Consider the following 16482-nt stretch of genomic DNA (forward strand, 5'->3'; position numbering starts at 1 on the left):
CCGCCGTCGGCGGGTGCCGGCCGTCGTAGCTGTCCGCCGGCCGCCGCGCGTGCGCGCACAGCTGCGGGCGGTCGCCATGCCGACATAGCTGCGGGCAGTCGTGCCTCCCCCAAGCTCTTCGAGCAGGGGGGACCCCCAGGGCGGCACGGGTGGGCGCAGCCGCACCCCGTCGCGCCGGGCTGCGCACCCACACCCCCGGCCCGCACCCACGCCGGGCGCGTAGCCCGAGCCGCGCGGCAACGCGAAAGGGGCCCGTAGGGACGGCTGTCCCCACGGGCCCCCCGCTCGGTCAGGAGCCGCTGCGTTGGCTCGGCAGGCTCAGCGGTGCCGGGGTTGCGGAGCTCAGCGCGCCTACCGTGGTGCGGCGGGACTGCAGGGGCACCGGAGTGTCCGGGTGCAGGGCCGCCGGGGCGTGCGGGTGCGGTGCCGACGGGCCGGCCAGCGCAGCCGGCTGCTGCGTCGGGTCGGCCTCGGCCGGTTTCTCAGCCTGTGGGCGCCTGGCCCGGTACGCGGCACGGTACGCCGCCGGGGACGAACCCAGCTGGCGGCGGAAGTGGCCGCGCAAGGCCACCGGCGAGCGGAAGCCGCAGCGGCCCGCGACCTCGTCCACCGAGTAGTCCGACGTCTCCAGCAGCCGCTGGGCCTGGAGCACCCGCTGCGTGATCAGCCACTGCAGCGGTGCGCTTCCGGTCAGTGAACGGAAGCGGCGGTCGAACGTGCGGCGGCTCATGTACGCGCGCGCGGCCAGTGTCTCCACGTCGAACTGCTCGTGGAGATGCTCCAGCGCCCAGGCGACGACCTCGGCGAGCGGGTCGGCGCCGATCTCCTCCGGTAAAGACCGATCGAGGTAGCGCTCCTGCCCTCCGGACCGGCGCGGCGGCACCACCAGGCGGCGGGCGAGCGCACCGGCCGCCTCGTTGCCGTGGTCCGTGCGCACGATGTGGAGGCAGAGGTCGATTCCGGCCGCCGTACCGGCGGAGGTGAGGACGTCTCCGTCGTCGACGAAGAGCTCTCGCGGATCGACGTGCACCGACGGATAGCGCTTGGCCAGCGTCGGTGCGTACATCCAGTGTGTCGTCGCCGGGCGGCCGTCCAGCAGGCCGGCCGCGGCGAGTACGAACGCGCCGGTGCACAGCCCGACGATGCGGGCACCTTCCTCATGCGCCCGGCGCAGTGCGTCGAGCGCTTCCTCCGGTGGCGGTGAGGTGATCGAGCGCCAGGCCGGTACGACGACCGTGCCGGCGCGTGAGATCGCCTCCAGCCCGTGTGGCGCGGAGAGTTCCAGGCCTCCTGTGGTCCGCAGGGGGCCTTCCTCGCCCGCGCACACCAGCAAGCGGTAGCGCGGAACGCCGGCGTCCTGGCGGTCAACCCCGAACACCGACAGCGGAATGGAACTCTCGAAAATGGGGCCGCCGCTGAACAGCAGCACCGCGACGATCTCCTTGCGGCGGCGCCCGGACAGCTTCCGGGCCGCGGTGTCCGGCGCGGCAGTGGAGTCGTGGCTCATCCTGCTAAGCCCCCCTCGGTGGTCGCGGCTCCTCGGTTGTGTCGCTCCTGCACGTTTCCCCTCGGTCCTGCACGAGTCCCCCGCCGTAAGACAGTCAAGATCGAATCTACTGTGTCCCGCCAAGCCGCGGTGACCGGTTCGCCACCCCGTGGATTGTCGACATGACAACTTGGCGTAAAGCATTCGATCACGAAGCGTTGCACTCGGGGAGGGCGCAGGGAAGTGCGCCTCGTCGCGGTGGCCAATCCACGTAGGGTGCGGGAGGGTCCTGAGACCCTTTCCTTGCAGGTCGAACGGGGGGTGGCAGGTGTTCGGAGGCGGTCGGGGGCGGTATCAAGAAGTTGGCTGAAAAGAGACGGGTGCGTGCGCGGAAACCGGTCAGCTGACCGGTGTGTTTCCCTCCGTGTGCGCCGGGGGTGCGGAGAGGCGCCCTCCGCGGTGCGTGACGCTCCCCGTGCGCTGGTGACGCCCGCCGTACGGCGGCGGTTCCTCCAGCAGCCGGGCCGGGAAGCGCTCGGAGCGGCGCAGCAGCAGCCGGCAGACGGCGGTGACCGCAGCGAGGCCCAGTGCGGTGCCGGTGGCGCCGCCGAGCGAAGTGCCGTACCAGAGCAGTACCACGGGAACCAGGACGCAGCTGAAGGCCGCCCAGCGGACGACATCGGTCGAGGTGTCCTCGGTACGCAGTGCGGGCATGGCCCCTCCTGGAGTCGATCACCGGTTCAACGCCTGTTCGACCGGTCGGTCACCGTGTGACGGCCGCGGGATGATCGTCCGGCCGACGTCAGCGGATCTGGTCGGAACCGCCTGTACGGGGCAGCAACCATTGCGTTACGGGCGCCCACTCGTGCATGCTCCGGTGAACCCCGCTGTGCAGGCGCGGGATCTGGGCTAAGGAGGCGTGCCGCCGTACCCTTGGGGGTATGGGGTTGGGAAGACGTTTCCCGGACACAGCTCCGCCGCACACTGTCGTCCCCCATAAAGGATCACAACGCCGAGACAGCCATGGCCGGTCACGAATTCTTCGAACCAGCGGACCGCAAGCGGCCGGTCGCCGACCCGTCGGCGATGGAGCCCCAGGCGGCCGAAGAGGCACGCCATCCCTGCGATCCCGCTTTCAAGCACGGCGTGGTCGTCGGCTTCGACGGCTCGACGTCCAGTGAGCGTGCGCTGGCGTACGCGATCGGTATGGCGCACCGGTCCCGTTCGGGGCTGATCATCGTCCATGTCGCCAACCGGCTGCCGACCACGGTGTGGGCCGGCTGCGAGCCGCCTGTCTTCGTCGACGTCCCCGATCACCGCACCGAGGTGCTCGGCCTGGAACTGGCCTGCGCGGACTACCTCGCCGAGGTGCCGTGGATCCTGGTCGAGCGCGGCGGCGACATCTGCCACGAGCTGGAAGAAGTCGGACAGGAATACGAGGCCGACGCGATCGTCGTCGGGTCCACACACGGCATCGTCGGCCGGATCTTCGGCTCCGTCGCCGGACGCCTCGCCAAGCGGGCGAAGCGGCCCGTGATCGTCATCCCCTGACGTCTCCGGTTCTCTGCGCGCGACTCACGGCGTGTCAACCTCCCTGTGCAATGCGTGAAGTTACTCGCGCGTTGCAGGTGTTTGTGCGGTTGTGAAGGACATATACCGGTCACCGCACAACTGCACATGCATGAAGGGAGCCCGCCGTGGACAACGACGTCTCTGCGGGAAGCGTCAGTACTGCCGTGGTCGGCCGACTCGCCCTGGGTATCACCCTGTTGGCGTTCGGGCTCGGTACGACCGGTGTCATCGACGGCGTGGCGACATCCGACGCCGTGTCACTGGCCCACTACGTGGGCGGGGTCGCGCTGTTCCTCGTCGGGCTGCTGGCCCTGCGTGACGGCGCCGCCGGCGTGGGGTACGTCGCTCTCGGCGCCCTGTGGTTCACCTGGGCCGTCTCGGGGCACGGCTCGGCCCACGCGGCGGGGCTCTTCCTGCTGCTGTTCGCGCTGGTGGCTCTCACGCTGACCCTCGCGGGTGGCGACACCCTCGGCCAGGCCGTGCACGGCCTGCTGTTCCTGGCGATGCTCGTGCTCGCCGTCGCACAGTTCGCGGACAGCTCCGTGCTCACCAAGGCCGGCGGCTGGGTGGCGGTCGCCTCCGGTGCGGTGGCCTGGTACGCGGCGACCGCGGCGGCCGCGCACTGGCCGACGGTGCTTCCTCGGCGTGCGGCGGGCCGGGGGGTGACGGCCACCGGGTAGCTGCCGCCGGCCGGGGGGTGGGCGGCTCCCCGGCGTTTGTGAGCGGACCCCCTGGTGATGGGGCATCACCAGGGGGTCCGTTCTCTTGTGCGGCCGCTGCGGGTTCGTTGTGGCTGGTCGCGCAGTTCCCCGCGCGCCTTACGTCGGTTATTCGACCGTTACCGACTTGGCCAGGTTGCGGGGCTTGTCGATGTCCCTGCCCAGGGCCTTGGCCGTGTGGTAGGCGAGGAGTTGGAGGGGGATGCCCATCAGGATCGGGTCGAGTTCGTCCTCGTTCTTCGGGACCACGATCGTGTGGTCGGCCTTCTCCTGGTGCTGGTGGGCGACGGCGACGATGCGGCCGCTGCGGGCCTTGATCTCCTCCATCGCGGCGCGGTTCTTCTCCAGCAGGTCGTCGTCCGGGACGATGGCGACCGTCGGCAGGGCGGGCTCGATCAGGGCCAGCGGGCCGTGCTTCAGCTCGGAGGCCGGGTAGGCCTCGGCGTGGATGTACGAGACCTCCTTGAGCTTCAGGGAGGCCTCGCGGGCCACCGGGTAGCCCCGGACACGCCCGATGAAGAGCATCGAGCGGGCCTCGGCGAGCTCTTCTGCCAGCTTCTTGATCTCGTCCTCGTTCTCGAGCATCGCGGAGATCTGCGCGGGCAGCTTGCGCAGGCCCTCGATGATCCGCTTGCCGTCGCGGACCGAGAGGTCGCGGGTGCGGCCGAGGTGCAGGGCGAGCAGGGCGAAGGCGACCGTGGTGTTGGTGAAGCACTTCGTGGAGACCACGCAGACCTCGGGGCCGGCGTGCACGTAGACGCCGCCGTCCGCCTCGCGGGCGATGGCCGAGCCGACCACGTTGACGACGCCGAGGACGCGGGCGCCCTTGCGCTTGAGCTCCTGGACGGCCGCGAGGACGTCGTAGGTCTCACCGGACTGGGAGACCGCGATGTACAGGGTGTCGGGGTCCACGACCGCGTTGCGGTAGCGGAACTCCGAGGCGGGCTCGGCGTCGGCGGGGATGCGGGCCAGCTCCTCGATCATCTGGGCGCCGATCATGCCCGCGTGGTACGAGGTGCCGCAGCCGAGGATCTTCACGCGGCGGATGCGGCGCGCCTCACGGGCGTCCAGGTTGAGGCCGCCGAGGTGCACGGTGGAGAAGCGCTCGTCGATGCGGCCGCGCAGCACGCGGTCCACGGCGTCGGCCTGCTCGTGGATCTCCTTGTGCATGTAGGTGTCGTGGCCGCCCATGTCGTAGGAGGCGGCCTCCCACTCCACGGTGGTGGGCTCGGCCGTGGTGCGGGTGCCCTCGGTGGTGTAGGTGCGGAAGTCGTCGGCCTTGAGGGTGGCCATCTCGCCGTCGTCGAGAGTCACTATCTGCCGGGTGTGGGCGACCAGCGCGGCGATGTCGGAGGCGACGAACATCTCCTTCTCGCCGATGCCGAGGACGACCGGCGAGCCGTTGCGGGCGACGACGATGCGGTCGTTGAAGTCCGCGTGCATGACGGCGATGCCGTAGGTGCCCTCGACCAGGCGCAGCGCGTCGCGGACCTTGTCCTCGAGCTTGTCGGCCTGGGAGCGGGCGACGAGGTGGACGAGGACCTCGGTGTCCGTCTCGGAGAGGAACTCGACGCCGTCGGCCTCCAGCTTGCGGCGCAGGTCGGTGGCGTTGTCGATGATGCCGTTGTGGACGACGGCGACCTTGCCCGTGGCGTCCATGTGCGGGTGGGCGTTGACGTCGGAGGGGGCGCCGTGGGTGGCCCAGCGGGTGTGGGCGATGCCGGTGGTGCCCTTGAAGCGCGCCGGGACCTTGGCCTCCAGGTCGCGCACCCGGCCCTTGGCCTTGACCATCTTCAGGCCGGCGGTCTTCGGCGAGGTGACGACGATGCCCGCGGAGTCGTAGCCGCGGTACTCCAGTCGCTGGAGGCCCTCGAGCAGGAGGGGGGCGACGTCACGCTTCCCGATGTATCCGACGATTCCGCACATATGTTAGGTATTCCTCAGCCGTAGACGATGCGGCGCAACTGCCGGAGCGACAGCTCCGGGGGCGCCACTGCGCGATACTTCAGGTCCGCCGCGATCCGCTCGAAGATCGTCGTGTTCACCAGGCCCTGGGCCTGGAGTTCCCGGTGGCGGCGACGGACGTACTCCTCGGTCGTCTCGTCGAAAAACGCGAGCACGTCCTGGATCACCCGCAGCGCCTCGCCCCTGCTCAGGGGCGTGGAGCGCGTCAGGTGATCTACGAGTTCGTCGTGCACCCGGTAGATCCTGGGGTACCGGCCGCTCTTTCGCAAGAAACCTGCCCGATTTCGGGCAAGCGACTGTTGGAACTCTCATGAGCGGCTGTTTGTCGGCTGTCCATCCGGCGGCCGGACTCCCGTTGTCTGCGCAGACGAGTTTCAGACGCCATGGACATTCCTCGTATGGGAGTACCGGACCAGCTCGCCGACCGCATGAGCATGGCCGAACAGCACGAGTACCTGCGGTCGAGATTCTCCCGCCGCACCATGTTCCGCGGCGGCGCCGTCACCCTGGGGGCCGTGGTCGGTGGCGCGTTCGTGACGGGTGCCACCGCCCAGGCCGCCGTGCCGACCCAGCGAACTGCTCCGGCCACCGAGAGCGTCGACGGCGCCCTGGTCGCTCCCTTCGGCCGCCACCTCGCCTATGGCAACGACCCGCGCACCGAGATGACCATCTCCTGGCAGGTCCCGGTCGCCGTGAAGAAGCCGTTCGTGCGCATCGGCGCGCACCCCTGGGACCTCTCCCGCAAGATCGAGGCCGAGGTGCGCACCCTGTACACCCCGGCCGGTGTCGGCGCGAGCGGCGACCACACCCAGTACTACCTGCACGCCCAGCTGAGCCACCTGCGCCCCGGTCGCACCTATTACTACGGGGTCGGCCACGAGGGCTTCGACCCGGCCGAGTCCCACCTGCTGGGCACCCTGGGCACCTTCACCACCGCGCCCGCCCACAAGGCGCCGTTCACCTTCACCGCCTTCGGCGACCAGGGCGTCAGCTACCACGCGCTGGCCAACGACGCGCTGATCCTCGGCCAGAACCCGGCCTTCCACCTGCACGCCGGCGACATCGCGTACGGGGACCCGTCCGGCGCGGGCAAGACCACCGACACCGGCTTCGACTCGCGCACCTGGGACCAGTTCCTGTACCAGACCGAGTCCGTCGCCAAGCAGGTCCCGTGGATGGTGTCGTACGGCAACCACGACATGGAGGCCTGGTACTCGCCCAACGGCTACGGCGGCGAGGAGGCCCGCTTCACCCTGCCCGACAACGGGCCGGACAAGAAGAACCTGCCCGGCGTCTACTCCTTCGTCCACGGCAACACCGCGATCATCTCGCTCGACCCCAACGACGTCTCGTACGAGATCCCGGCCAACCTCGGCATCTCCGGCGGCACGCAGACGACGTGGTTCGAGGACCAGCTGAAGAAGTTCCGGGCGGCGACGGACATCGACTTCGTCGTCGTCTTCTTCCACCACTGCGCCTACTGCACCTCCACCGCGCACGCCTCGGAGGGGGGCGTGCGCCAGGAGTGGGTGCCGCTGTTCGAGAAGTACCAGGTCGACCTCGTCATCAACGGTCACAACCACCAGTACGAGCGCACCGACGTGATCAAGGGCGACCAGGTCGCGAAGAAGCTGCCGATCGGCGGCACGGCCTACCCCGAGACCGAGGGCGTGGTGTACGTCACGGCGGGCGCGGCGGGCCGCAGCCTGTACGCGTTCACCGCGCCGGACTCCTACGAGGGCCACGAGCACGAGGTCGACTCCGTCGCCTCCTTCGTCAACCTCAAGGGCGGCAAGCAGAACGAGACCGTCGCCTGGTCCCGGGTGCGCTACCTGAACTACTCCTTCCTGCGGGTGGACGTCGAGCCCGCGCCGCAGGGCCACTGGACCACGCTGAAGGTCCAGGGCATCGCCGAGACCGGCGACCGGATCGACCACTTCACGGTCGCCCGCCGGGCGAAGTAGGCCCCGGTGTGACGGCAGGCGGTCCTGGTGTCACAGACGCTTCAGGACCGCCTGCTTGGCCAGCGTGAACTCCTCCTGGGTGAGCACGCCCGCGTGGTGCAGCTCGCCCAGTTCCCGCAGCCGCCGCAGCAGGGCGTCGGTCTCGTCCTCGGCGGCGGGCGGCCCGGCCGCCGGCGCCGCCACGGTCTGCGGCCGGTCCGCGGGCGTGGACGGGTGCGGCAGCCGCGCCTGCACCGCCGCCGCGACCAGCGCCATCAGCGGGTCCCGCTTGAACCCCCACAGCTCCACCGCGTGCGGGTCGTACTTCGGCGGCGCCTTGGTGGGCGCGTCCTTCACCGTGAAGCGCAGACAGCCGTTCTCCAGGCCCACCGCAGGCTGCCACTCCACGGCCGCGATCTCCTTCAGGGCGAGCGTGCGCGGACCGGCGGCGGCCTTCACGTCCTCCGTCTTCCAGTTCCACTCCAGGCGGACCTGTTCCCCGTCGAAGCTCGCCGTGCCGTCCCCGGCGGACATCGACAGCGGCACCCGCGGACCCGGCAGCAGGTATGAGGTGACCGGTCCGGACTCCACCTCGTCCAGCAGCAGGGCGCCGCGCACCTCGTCCGTGAAGTACTCGGCCACGCCGTACCGGTCGGACTCCACCACCAGCTGGTAGGGATCGTGCGGCTCGGTGAGCCGGCCCCCGGTCGCCTGCAGCAGCGGATCGGCGCCCTCGCGCAGCCGCAGCCTGAGCCGCCCCGACTTCCTGCCCTGCTCGAACGACACCCCCGCCAACGCCTCCAGCGGTACGACGAGTTCGCCCAGCGTCCTGCGCAGCACGCCGACGGCCTTGTCCCGACCCGGCGTCAGCCGCAGGGCATCACCGTCGAACGCCCAGGTGCCGTCCTTCTGGATGATTTCCGCCATGCGGGGATTGTTTCACCGGATCTGCGGGACAGTGGTCTCAACCACTTCCGAAGGGAGCGCATGTGAGACGGCACCACAGCACGACTCCCCGACAGCGGACCACGGCCACCCGCACGGCCCGGGTCCTCGGCGCACTGCTGCTGACCGCGGCGGGCGCCCTCACCGTCGGCGCGACCGCCCCCCGGGCCATACCGCAGACTCCCGCCGCCCGGGCCACGCCACTCGGCCAGGTGGTCCCGGCGCCCGCGTCGGTCACCGCGAGCGGGCAGCCGTACCGCATCACCGGCGGCACCTTCCTGCGCGTCGACGACGATCCCGCGGCCGAGCGGGTCGCCGCCTACCTCGCGGACGTCCTGCGGCCCTCCACCGGCTACCCGCTGCCCATCGTCCACGAGGGCACGAGCGGCATCGCCCTGCACCTGACCCCCGGTCGGTACGGTGCGGAGGGCTACCGGCTGCGCAGCGGCCCCGGCGGTGTCACCCTCACCGCGGGCACACCGGCCGGCCTCTTCCACGGCGTGCAGACGCTCCGTCAGCTGCTGCCCGCCGCCGTCGAGAAGGACACCGTGCAGCCCGGCCCCTGGCTGGTGGCCGGCGGCACCATCACCGACACCCCGCGCTACGGTTACCGCGGCGCCATGCTCGACGTCTCCCGGCACTTCTTCACCGTCGACCAGGTGAAGCGGTACATCGACGAACTCGCCCTCTACAAGATCAACAAGCTGCATCTGCACCTCAGCGACGACCAGGGCTGGCGCATCGCCGTCGACTCCTGGCCCCGCCTGGCCACCTACGGCGGCTCCACCCAGGTCGGCGGCGGCCTCGGCGGCTTCTACACCAAGGACGACTACCGGGAGATCGTCCGCTACGCCGCCTCCCGCCATCTCGACGTGGTCCCCGAGATCGACATGCCCGGCCACACCAACGCGGCCCTCGCCTCCTACGCCGAACTCAACTGCGACGGCACCGCGCCCCCGCTGTACACCGGCACGAGCGTCGGCTTCAGCTCGCTGTGCGTGCCCAAGGACGTCACCTACCGCTTCGTCGACGACGTCGTACGCGAGCTGGCCGCACTCACCCCGGGCCGCTATCTGCACATCGGCGGCGACGAGGCGCACTCCACCAGCCACGCCGACTACGTGACGTTCATGAACCGGATCCAGCCCGACGTCGCCAAGTACGGCAAGACGGTCATCGGCTGGCACCAGCTCACCGGCGCCACCCCCGCCCCCGGCGCCCTCGCCCAGTACTGGGGCCTGGACTCCACCAGCGCCACAGAGAAGGCCCAGGTCGCACAGGCCGCGCAGCACGGCACCGGGCTGATCCTGTCGCCCGCCGACCACCTCTACCTCGACATGAAGTACGACAGCACGACCAAGCAGGGCGCTACCTGGGCCGGCTACGTCGAGGTGAGGAAGTCCTACGACTGGGACCCGGCCGCCTACCTGCCCGGCGCCCCCGCCACCGCGGTCAAGGGCGTCGAGGCGCCGATGTGGACGGAGCGCATCACCACGTCCGCCGACATCGAGTACATGGCCTTCCCGCGCGTCGCCGGCGTCGCCGAACTGGGCTGGTCCCCTGCGGCCACCCACGACTGGGACGCCTACAAGGGCCGCCTGGCCGCCCAGGGCCCGCGCTGGGACGCCCTCGGCATCGGCTACTACAAGTCGCCCCAGGTCCCCTGGCCGGCTCCCTGACCACCCCGACGCACAACACCGACGGGCGCCCCGGTGGACCGTACACCGGGGCGCCCGCCCGCTTTCGGAGGTCAGAACCCGGCGATCGGGTTCTCCAGCGTGCCCACCAGCTGCAACGCCCCCGAAGGGTCGGCCAGGTCGACCATCTGCCGGTTGTCGCGCAGCTGGAGCCGGTTGAGGCAGGACAGCGCGAACGCCGGGGCGAACATGTCGTACTGCCGGAACCGGTCGGCGAGTTCGGGATGCGCCTGCTGGTACTCGCGGGTGACCTCGGCGACCGTCCGCCAGAAGCCGTCCTCGGTCAGCACCCCCTCGTCGGCGAGCAGCGCGGCCAGGAAACGGAAGAAGCAGTCGAAGACGTCCGTGAAGACCGACAGCAGCTTCTTGTCCTCCGGCACCTCGACCCGGATGCGCGCCACCTCCGGCGGCAGCACCGCGTCCGGGTCCATCACCGCGATCTCCTCGGCGATGTCCTTGTAGACCGCCCGCTGCACCACGCCGTCCCGCAGCACCAGGATCGTGTTCTCCCCGTGCGGCATGAACACCAGGTCGTAGGCGTAGAAGCTGTGCAGCAGCGGCGTGTAGTACGCCCGCAGATAGCGCCGCAGCCACTCGGTGGGCGCGAGGCCCGACCGCTCGATCAGCGCGGCCGCGAAGGCACGGCCCTCGTGGTCGACGTGCAGCAGCGAGGCCATCGTCGCTAGCTGCTCACCGTCCGCCAGCGACGGCACCGGGGACTCCCGCCACAGCGCGGCCAGCATCTTGCGGTACGGCGAGTAGCGGTCGGTCGCCTGCTCGTACTCCAGGTGCCGGTAGCCGACGGCCGCCCGCTCCCGGAGGATCGACAGGCCCGCCGACTTCAGCACCGGGTCGCCCTCGATCAGCTGCGCCAGCCAGTCGTTGATGGCCGGGGTCGCCTCCATGTACGCGGCGGACAGCCCCCGCATGAAGCCCATGTTGAGGACGGACAGAGCCGTCTTGACGTAGTGCTTGTGCGGGTGCGAGGCGTTGAAGAAGGTCCGTATGGACTGCTGCGCCAGATACTCGTCGTCGCCCTCGCCCAGGCACACCAGGTGCCGGCGCGCGACCTCGGCGGCGAAAGTGACGGTGAGCTTGTTCCACCACTGCCACGGGTGGACCGGCATCAGCAGGTAGTCGGCCGGATCCAGGCCCTGCTCGCGCAGCACGCCGTGGAACCGCTCCACGGTCTCCTCACCCAGCTCCTCGCGAACGAAGCTCTCGTACTCGATGCCGGCACCGGCCGTGAACGCCGCCCTGGACCGGTGCGCCGCCAGCCACACCAGCCGGACGGGGCTCGCCGTCTCCGGCGCGTACGACAGGTACTCGTGGATGCCGAAGCCGAGCCGCCCGTTGTTGGCGACGAAGCAGGGGTGGCCCTCGGTCATCCCGGTCTCGATCGCCTGGAAACCGCTCCTGGCCAATTCGGCGGCGCTCACGCGCGGTGCGGTGAGTTTGTAGCAGGTGCCGGAGAGGGTGGAGGAGATCTCCTCCAGATACACCGGCAGGATCTCGTCGCTCAGCCCCAGGGACCCCTTCAGCTCGATGACGAAGTCCAGGGCGGCGAGCGGCAGTTCGGCCCTGTCGCGGTGGCGGGTGAGCGAGCGGGCGTCCACCTGCCAGTGGTCCAGGGCACGGCGCACGGCGGTGAAACCGTACCGGGTCAGCCCGTCGTCGCTGCGGACGACGTACTGCCCGGGAGAGGTCTCCTCGGGGGTGATCAGCCGCTCGTGCGCGAACTCGGCGAGCGCCTTGCGCACCAGCAGTCGGTTGGCCTCCTCCCAGCGCTCCGGCGACAGGTGGGCCACGGCGTCGGCGAGGGTCATGCGCGCACCGCCTTCTCGAACTGCTCACGGGTGCAGAAGCTCAGCAGCGCCCGCTTCTCCGGCTTGTCGATCTCCCGCTCCGGCACGAAGCCCACGGCCGCGTTGAGCGCGTGCACGGCCGTGTTGCGCACGTCCGGCTCCACGACGACACGCCGCACCGCCGGGTCCTCGAAGAGGTGCCCCATCACGGCGGTGATGACGGCCCGCGTGAACCCGTGCACGGGCGTGTCGGCCGGCGGCGTCAGGAAGTGCATGCCGACATCGCCCGGCCGCGCCTCGTACAGGCCGGCCAGCTCGCGGTGGGCGGGGTCGTAGCGCTCCATGAGGAAGACGGGCTCGCCGCCGTCGAGCCCGAGCAGCGCCTCGTGGTGCTCGTCCGCGGCGATCTCCCTGTACGCCCGCTCGACGTCCTGGAGTGTCGCGTCCTGCATCATCCAGAACGCCGCCTTGGGATGCGTGACCCAGGAGTGCACCAGCTCGGCGTCCTTCAGCGGGTCGAGGGGGCGGAACGTGAAGGTCATGCGGCGAACTCCTGGAAGGCGATGGTCTTCTCGACCGGGTAGTACTCGCTGCCGAGCAGTTCCCGGATGATGTAGCTGTTGCGGTACGCGCCCATGCCCAGGTCGGGGCTGGTGATGCTGTGGGTGTGGACGCCGGCGTTCTGCAGGAAGACGCCCCGGCCGGTGACGTCGACGGCGTAGTTGCGGGCGACGTCCAGGCTGCCGTGCGAGTCGTACACCAGTCGGTCGCGGATGGGCTTCAGGAACTCCGGCTCGACGTATCTGTACCCGGTGGCCAGGATCAGACCGTCGGTGACGATCTCGAAGTCCTTGCCCTGCTCCTCCTGGTGGAAGGTGAGGGTGTACGCGCCGTTGCCGTACGTCGCCTGGGTCAGCGCGGAGTTGGTGAGCAGCCGGGTGGGCACCGGGCCGCCGAGGTTCTTCTCGTAGAGCAGGTCGAAGATCTCGTTGATCAGGTCGCCGTCGATGCCCTTGAACAGGCCCTTCTGGCGCTCCGTGAGCCGGTAGCGGGTCGCCTCCGGCAGGGCGTGGTAGTAGTCGATGTACTCGGGGGAGGTCATCTCCAGGGTGAGCTTGGTGTACTCCAGCGGGAAGAAGCGCGGGGAGCGGGTGACCCAGTTCAGCCGGTAGCCGTGGACGTCGATCTCGCTGAGCAGGTCGTGGTAGATCTCGGCGGCGGACTGCCCGGAGCCGACCAGCGTGATCGTCTCCTTGCGCTGCAGCTCGGCCTTGTGCTGCACGTAGCGCGAGTTGTGGAGGAGGTCGCCGCCCAGGCCCCGGCAGGCCTCGGGGATGTGGGGCGGGGTGCCGGTGCCGAGGACCAGGTGGCGGGCGCGGAACGTCTCACCGTCGGCGGTCCGCACGGCGTACAGCTCGTCGCTCTCGTCGTACGTCACCTCGGTGACCGTCGTGCTGAAGCGCACGCTGCTCAGCTTGTTCGCGGCCCAGCGGCAGTAGGCGTCGTACTCGACGCGCAGCGGGTAGAAGTTCTCCCGGATGTAGAAGGAGTACAGCCGGCCCTGCTCCTTGAGGTAGTTCAGGAACGAGTACGGCGAGGTCGGGTCGGCCAGGGTGACCAGGTCCGACATGAACGGCGTCTGCAGGTGCGCGCCGTCGAGGAACATGCCGGCGTGCCACTCGAAGTCCGGCTTGGACTCCAGGAAGAGTCCGTCCAGCTCGGCGATGGGCTCCGTCAGGCAGGCCAGGCCGAGGTTGAAGGGCCCGAGCCCGATGCCCACGAAGTCGTAGGTGCGGTCTCGGGATTCAGCAAGCGCGGTCAAGGGACTCTCCCAGGTACTGCTCGGCGTGGCCGGCGATCAGGTCGAGCACGGCCGCGATGTCCTCGGCCGTCGTCTCGGGATTGAGCAGGGTGAACTTCAGGTAGTGGCGGCCCGCGACCTTGGTGCCGGCGACGATGGCGTCCCCGGAGGCGAACAGGGCCTTGCGGGCGCGGAGGTTGGCGCGGTCGATCTCGGCCGGGTCGGTGACGGCGGCCGGGATGTAGCGGAAGACCAGGGTGGACAGGGCCGGTTCGACGACGACGTCGTAGCGCGGGTCGCCGGCCAGCAGCCGGAAGCCCTCCCGCGCCAGGTCGCACACCTCGTCGAAGAGCCGGCCGACGCTGTCGGCGCCCATCACGCGCAGCGTCAGCCAGAGCTTCAGGGCGTCGAAGCGGCGGGTGGTCTGCAGGGACTTGTCGACCTGGTTGGGGATGCGCTCGGCGACCATGCGGCGCGGGTTGAGGTACTCGGCGTGGTAGGTGGCGTGCCGCAGGGTGGCGGCGTCGCGGACCAGTACGGCGGAGGAACTCACCGGCTGAAAGAAGGACTTGTGGTAGTCGACGGTGACCGAGTCGGCGCGCTCGATGCCGGTCAGCAGCGCGCGCCGGGTGGGGGAGACCAGCAGCCCGCAGCCGTAGGCGGCGTCGACGTGCATCCAGGTGCCGTACTGGGCGCACAGCTCCGCGATCTCGGGCAGCGGGTCGATGGAGCCGAAGTCGGTGGTGCCGGCGGTGGCGACGACGGCCATCGGCACCAGGCCGTCCTCGCGGCAGCGCTGGAGTTCGCGGGCGAGGGCGACGGTCTGCATCCGCTTGTCGTGGTCGACGGGGAGGGTGACGACCGCGTCGGGGCCGAGGCCGAGGAGTTTGGCGGACTTCTTCACGCTGAAGTGGCTGACCTCGGAGGCGAAGACGCGCAGCCGTGCGAGGGAGTCGCTCTTGGCCTCTTCCCGGGCAAGCAGCAGCGCCTGGAGGTTGGACTGGCTGCCGCCGGAGGTGAAGACGCCGTCGGCGGCCGGGCCGAGGCCGATGCGCTGTGCGGTCCAGTCGACGATCCGGCGCTCGATGAGGGTGCCGCCGGCCGACTGGTCCCAGGTGTCGAGGGAGGAGTTGACGGCGGACAGGACGGCCTCGCCGAGCACGGCGGGGATGACGACGGGGCAGTTGAGGTGGGCGAGGTAGCGGGGGTGATGGAAGTAGACGGCGTCGCGGAGGTAGACCTCCTCCAGTTCGTCCAGGGCGGCCGTGGTGTCGAGCAGCGGCTCGTCCAGGTCGATGCCCTCGATGCGGGGGGCGAGGTCGTCGGCGGTGACGCCGGTGAACGGACGGTCGGTGGTGGCGAGTTTCGCGGCCACCCGCTCGACTCCTTCGGTCACGGAGCGGCGGTAGTGCTCCGTGGTGAGGTCATTGAGCAGGTGCGAGCGCATGTGGGGGTCCTCCGGTGGGGACAGTCCGTGCGGGCTAATTTAGGTTAGCCTAACCTAAATTGATCAGGTGCCGACATGGCTGTGCCGTGACCGCGGTCACGAAGGGGGGAGTTACTCCGCCGCGCGGAGCTGTTCCTCGGTCATGCCCTGCCGCCAGTACCCGACGAACGTCACGCGCCGCCGGTCGACGCCACGCTCCCCGACGAAGTGCCGGCGCAGCTCCTTGACCCGGCCGGACTCACCGGCGAGCCACACGTACGGCCGTGCCGAGACGGGCAGGGGGGCGGTCCGTACGGCGTCGACGGTCGTGGGGGACCCGTCGTGCCGTACGAGCCACGTGATCTCGACGTCCGCCTCGGTGGCCACGTCCTGGATGTCACCGGCGTGCGGCACCTCCAGCCAGGCACGCACCCGCGTACCGGCCGGCAGGGACTCCAGGACGGCGGTCGCGGCGGGCACGGCCGTCTCGTCGCCCCACAGCACGACGAGATCGGTGTCCGCGGGCGGACGGAAGCGGACGGCCCGGTTGTCGGCGACCGCAGGGCCGAGCAGCAGCACCCGGTCACCGGCCGCGGCCCGGGCGGCCCAGCGGGAGGCGGGACCGGCGGGAGCGACCGCACCGGGCCCGACGCCGTGCAGCGCGAAGTCGATGTCGATCTCGCTGGTGCGCCCCCAGGCGTCCTGACGCAGGGCGCGCAGCGTGTACGACCGCATCACGGCCCGTACGTCGTCCGGGAGTTCCCGCCACCCTTGCCACCAGCCGTCGCCCAGCTCGATCGGCACGACCGGCTCCGGCTGCCCCGGATGCGGCAGGAACAGCGACAGCGACTGATCACGCCCCACCGACCGCAAGGCGTCCAGATCGGCCCCGGCGAAGGAAACCCGGACGAGCGACGGCCCGAGCCGCCTCGTCCGGACAACCTGAAGGGAAAAGAAACGGAACGGAGCGGCTACGGCCGTGGTCATGGAGGCTCCTCAAGCGACGTCAGATTGTGGGAGAGGGCGAGGTGTCCCACTCCAGGGGGCGGGAACTGCGCGACCAGCCACAAACGGCCCGCAGCCCGCCCACGGCGAAGCGCCCCCACGGCGCTTAGGGGGGCAC

The 16482-nt window shown here is 70.3% G+C and carries 14 protein-coding genes; 4 read left to right on the forward strand and 10 right to left on the reverse strand.

Annotated features, from left to right (window positions below; genetic code table 11):
• Positions 1-289 precede the first annotated feature (289 nt).
• Positions 290-1507, reverse strand: coding sequence for a helix-turn-helix domain-containing protein (locus AB0J12_RS35590; protein ID WP_363268822.1), 1218 nt, complete (start codon positions 1505-1507; stop codon positions 290-292).
• A 378-nt stretch (positions 1508-1885) separates the two neighbouring features.
• Positions 1886-2200, reverse strand: coding sequence for a hypothetical protein (locus tag AB0J12_RS35595; RefSeq protein ID WP_363268823.1), 315 nt, complete (start codon positions 2198-2200; stop codon positions 1886-1888).
• 309 nt (positions 2201-2509) lie between these two features.
• Between AB0J12_RS35595 and AB0J12_RS35600 the strand changes: the two genes are divergently transcribed.
• Complete coding sequence (locus AB0J12_RS35600; RefSeq protein WP_363268824.1) at positions 2510-3037, forward strand: universal stress protein; 528 nt, start codon at positions 2510-2512, stop codon at positions 3035-3037.
• Between the two features lie 146 nt (positions 3038-3183).
• Positions 3184-3738 (forward strand): hypothetical protein, encoded by a 555-nt coding sequence (locus AB0J12_RS35605; RefSeq protein ID WP_363268825.1) that lies wholly within the window; start codon positions 3184-3186, stop codon positions 3736-3738.
• A 147-nt stretch (positions 3739-3885) separates the two neighbouring features.
• Here the strand turns inward: AB0J12_RS35605 and glmS are convergent, their stop codons facing one another.
• Positions 3886-5703 carry a glutamine--fructose-6-phosphate transaminase (isomerizing) gene (gene glmS / locus AB0J12_RS35610; protein WP_363268826.1) on the reverse strand — a complete coding sequence of 606 codons (1818 nt, stop codon included), beginning with the start codon at positions 5701-5703 and terminating at the stop codon, positions 3886-3888.
• Positions 5704-5717: 14 nt separating this feature from the next.
• On the reverse strand, positions 5718-5975 hold the full coding sequence (locus AB0J12_RS35615; RefSeq protein ID WP_363268827.1) for a hypothetical protein: 258 nt from the start codon (positions 5973-5975) through the stop codon (positions 5718-5720).
• Positions 5976-6140: 165 nt separating this feature from the next.
• On the opposite strand from AB0J12_RS35615, the gene AB0J12_RS35620 reads away from it, so the two are divergent.
• A complete protein-coding gene (locus tag AB0J12_RS35620) occupies positions 6141-7706 on the forward strand; it encodes a metallophosphoesterase family protein (protein WP_363268828.1) in 1566 nt (521 codons plus the stop codon).
• Between the two features lie 30 nt (positions 7707-7736).
• On the opposite strand, the gene AB0J12_RS35625 is transcribed toward AB0J12_RS35620, so the two are convergent.
• A complete protein-coding gene (locus tag AB0J12_RS35625; protein ID WP_363268829.1) occupies positions 7737-8612 on the reverse strand; it encodes a DUF4429 domain-containing protein in 876 nt (291 codons plus the stop codon).
• A 62-nt stretch (positions 8613-8674) separates the two neighbouring features.
• On the opposite strand from AB0J12_RS35625, the gene AB0J12_RS35630 reads away from it, so the two are divergent.
• The gene (locus AB0J12_RS35630) at positions 8675-10309 is read left to right on the forward strand and encodes a beta-N-acetylhexosaminidase (RefSeq protein WP_363268830.1); all 1635 of its coding nucleotides are present in this window, start codon (positions 8675-8677) and stop codon (positions 10307-10309) included.
• Positions 10310-10380: 71 nt separating this feature from the next.
• Here the strand turns inward: AB0J12_RS35630 and AB0J12_RS35635 are convergent, their stop codons facing one another.
• From AB0J12_RS35635 to AB0J12_RS35655, 5 genes are all read right to left on the reverse strand, one after another.
• Positions 10381-12153: an IucA/IucC family siderophore biosynthesis protein gene (locus AB0J12_RS35635; protein ID WP_363268832.1), complete on the reverse strand. Its 1773-nt coding sequence runs from the start codon at positions 12151-12153 to the stop codon at positions 10381-10383.
• Complete coding sequence (locus tag AB0J12_RS35640; RefSeq protein WP_363268834.1) at positions 12150-12674, reverse strand: GNAT family N-acetyltransferase; 525 nt, start codon at positions 12672-12674, stop codon at positions 12150-12152. Before AB0J12_RS35640 ends, AB0J12_RS35635 begins: the two co-directional genes overlap by 4 nt.
• On the reverse strand, positions 12671-13954 hold the full coding sequence (locus tag AB0J12_RS35645) for a lysine N(6)-hydroxylase/L-ornithine N(5)-oxygenase family protein (RefSeq protein ID WP_363268836.1): 1284 nt from the start codon (positions 13952-13954) through the stop codon (positions 12671-12673). The genes AB0J12_RS35640 and AB0J12_RS35645 overlap by 4 nt, the downstream gene beginning before the upstream one ends.
• Positions 13938-15380, reverse strand: a complete 1443-nt coding sequence (gene desA, locus AB0J12_RS35650; protein ID WP_363268838.1) for a lysine decarboxylase DesA — start codon at positions 15378-15380, stop codon at positions 13938-13940. The genes AB0J12_RS35645 and desA overlap by 17 nt, the downstream gene beginning before the upstream one ends.
• A gap of 111 nt (positions 15381-15491) precedes the next feature.
• Entirely contained in the window at positions 15492-16346 is an 855-nt protein-coding gene (locus AB0J12_RS35655; protein WP_363268839.1) for a siderophore-interacting protein, read from the reverse strand.
• Positions 16347-16482: the final 136 nt, after the last annotated feature.

The organism is Streptomyces sp. NPDC049915 (assembly GCF_040656475.1).
GTDB lineage: Bacteria > Actinomycetota > Actinomycetes > Streptomycetales > Streptomycetaceae > Streptomyces.

Bases quoted from the DNA above. Each gene is read 5' to 3' on its own strand.
- AB0J12_RS35640 (WP_363268834.1), bottom strand. From the start codon at position 12,674: ATGACCTTCACGTTCCGCCCCCTCGACCCGCTGAAGGACGCCGAGCTG.
- AB0J12_RS35595 (WP_363268823.1), bottom strand. From the start codon at position 2,200: ATGCCCGCACTGCGTACCGAGGACACCTCGACCGATGTCGTCCGCTGG.
- glmS (WP_363268826.1), bottom strand. From the start codon at position 5,703: ATGTGCGGAATCGTCGGATACATCGGGAAGCGTGACGTCGCCCCCCTC.
- AB0J12_RS35635 (WP_363268832.1), bottom strand. From the start codon at position 12,153: ATGACCCTCGCCGACGCCGTGGCCCACCTGTCGCCGGAGCGCTGGGAG.
- AB0J12_RS35590 (WP_363268822.1), bottom strand. From the start codon at position 1,507: ATGAGCCACGACTCCACTGCCGCGCCGGACACCGCGGCCCGGAAGCTG.
- AB0J12_RS35655 (WP_363268839.1), bottom strand. From the start codon at position 16,346: ATGACCACGGCCGTAGCCGCTCCGTTCCGTTTCTTTTCCCTTCAGGTT.
- AB0J12_RS35620 (WP_363268828.1), top strand. From the start codon at position 6,141: ATGGGAGTACCGGACCAGCTCGCCGACCGCATGAGCATGGCCGAACAG.
- AB0J12_RS35625 (WP_363268829.1), bottom strand. From the start codon at position 8,612: ATGGCGGAAATCATCCAGAAGGACGGCACCTGGGCGTTCGACGGTGAT.
- AB0J12_RS35600 (WP_363268824.1), top strand. From the start codon at position 2,510: ATGGCCGGTCACGAATTCTTCGAACCAGCGGACCGCAAGCGGCCGGTC.
- desA (WP_363268838.1), bottom strand. From the start codon at position 15,380: ATGCGCTCGCACCTGCTCAATGACCTCACCACGGAGCACTACCGCCGC.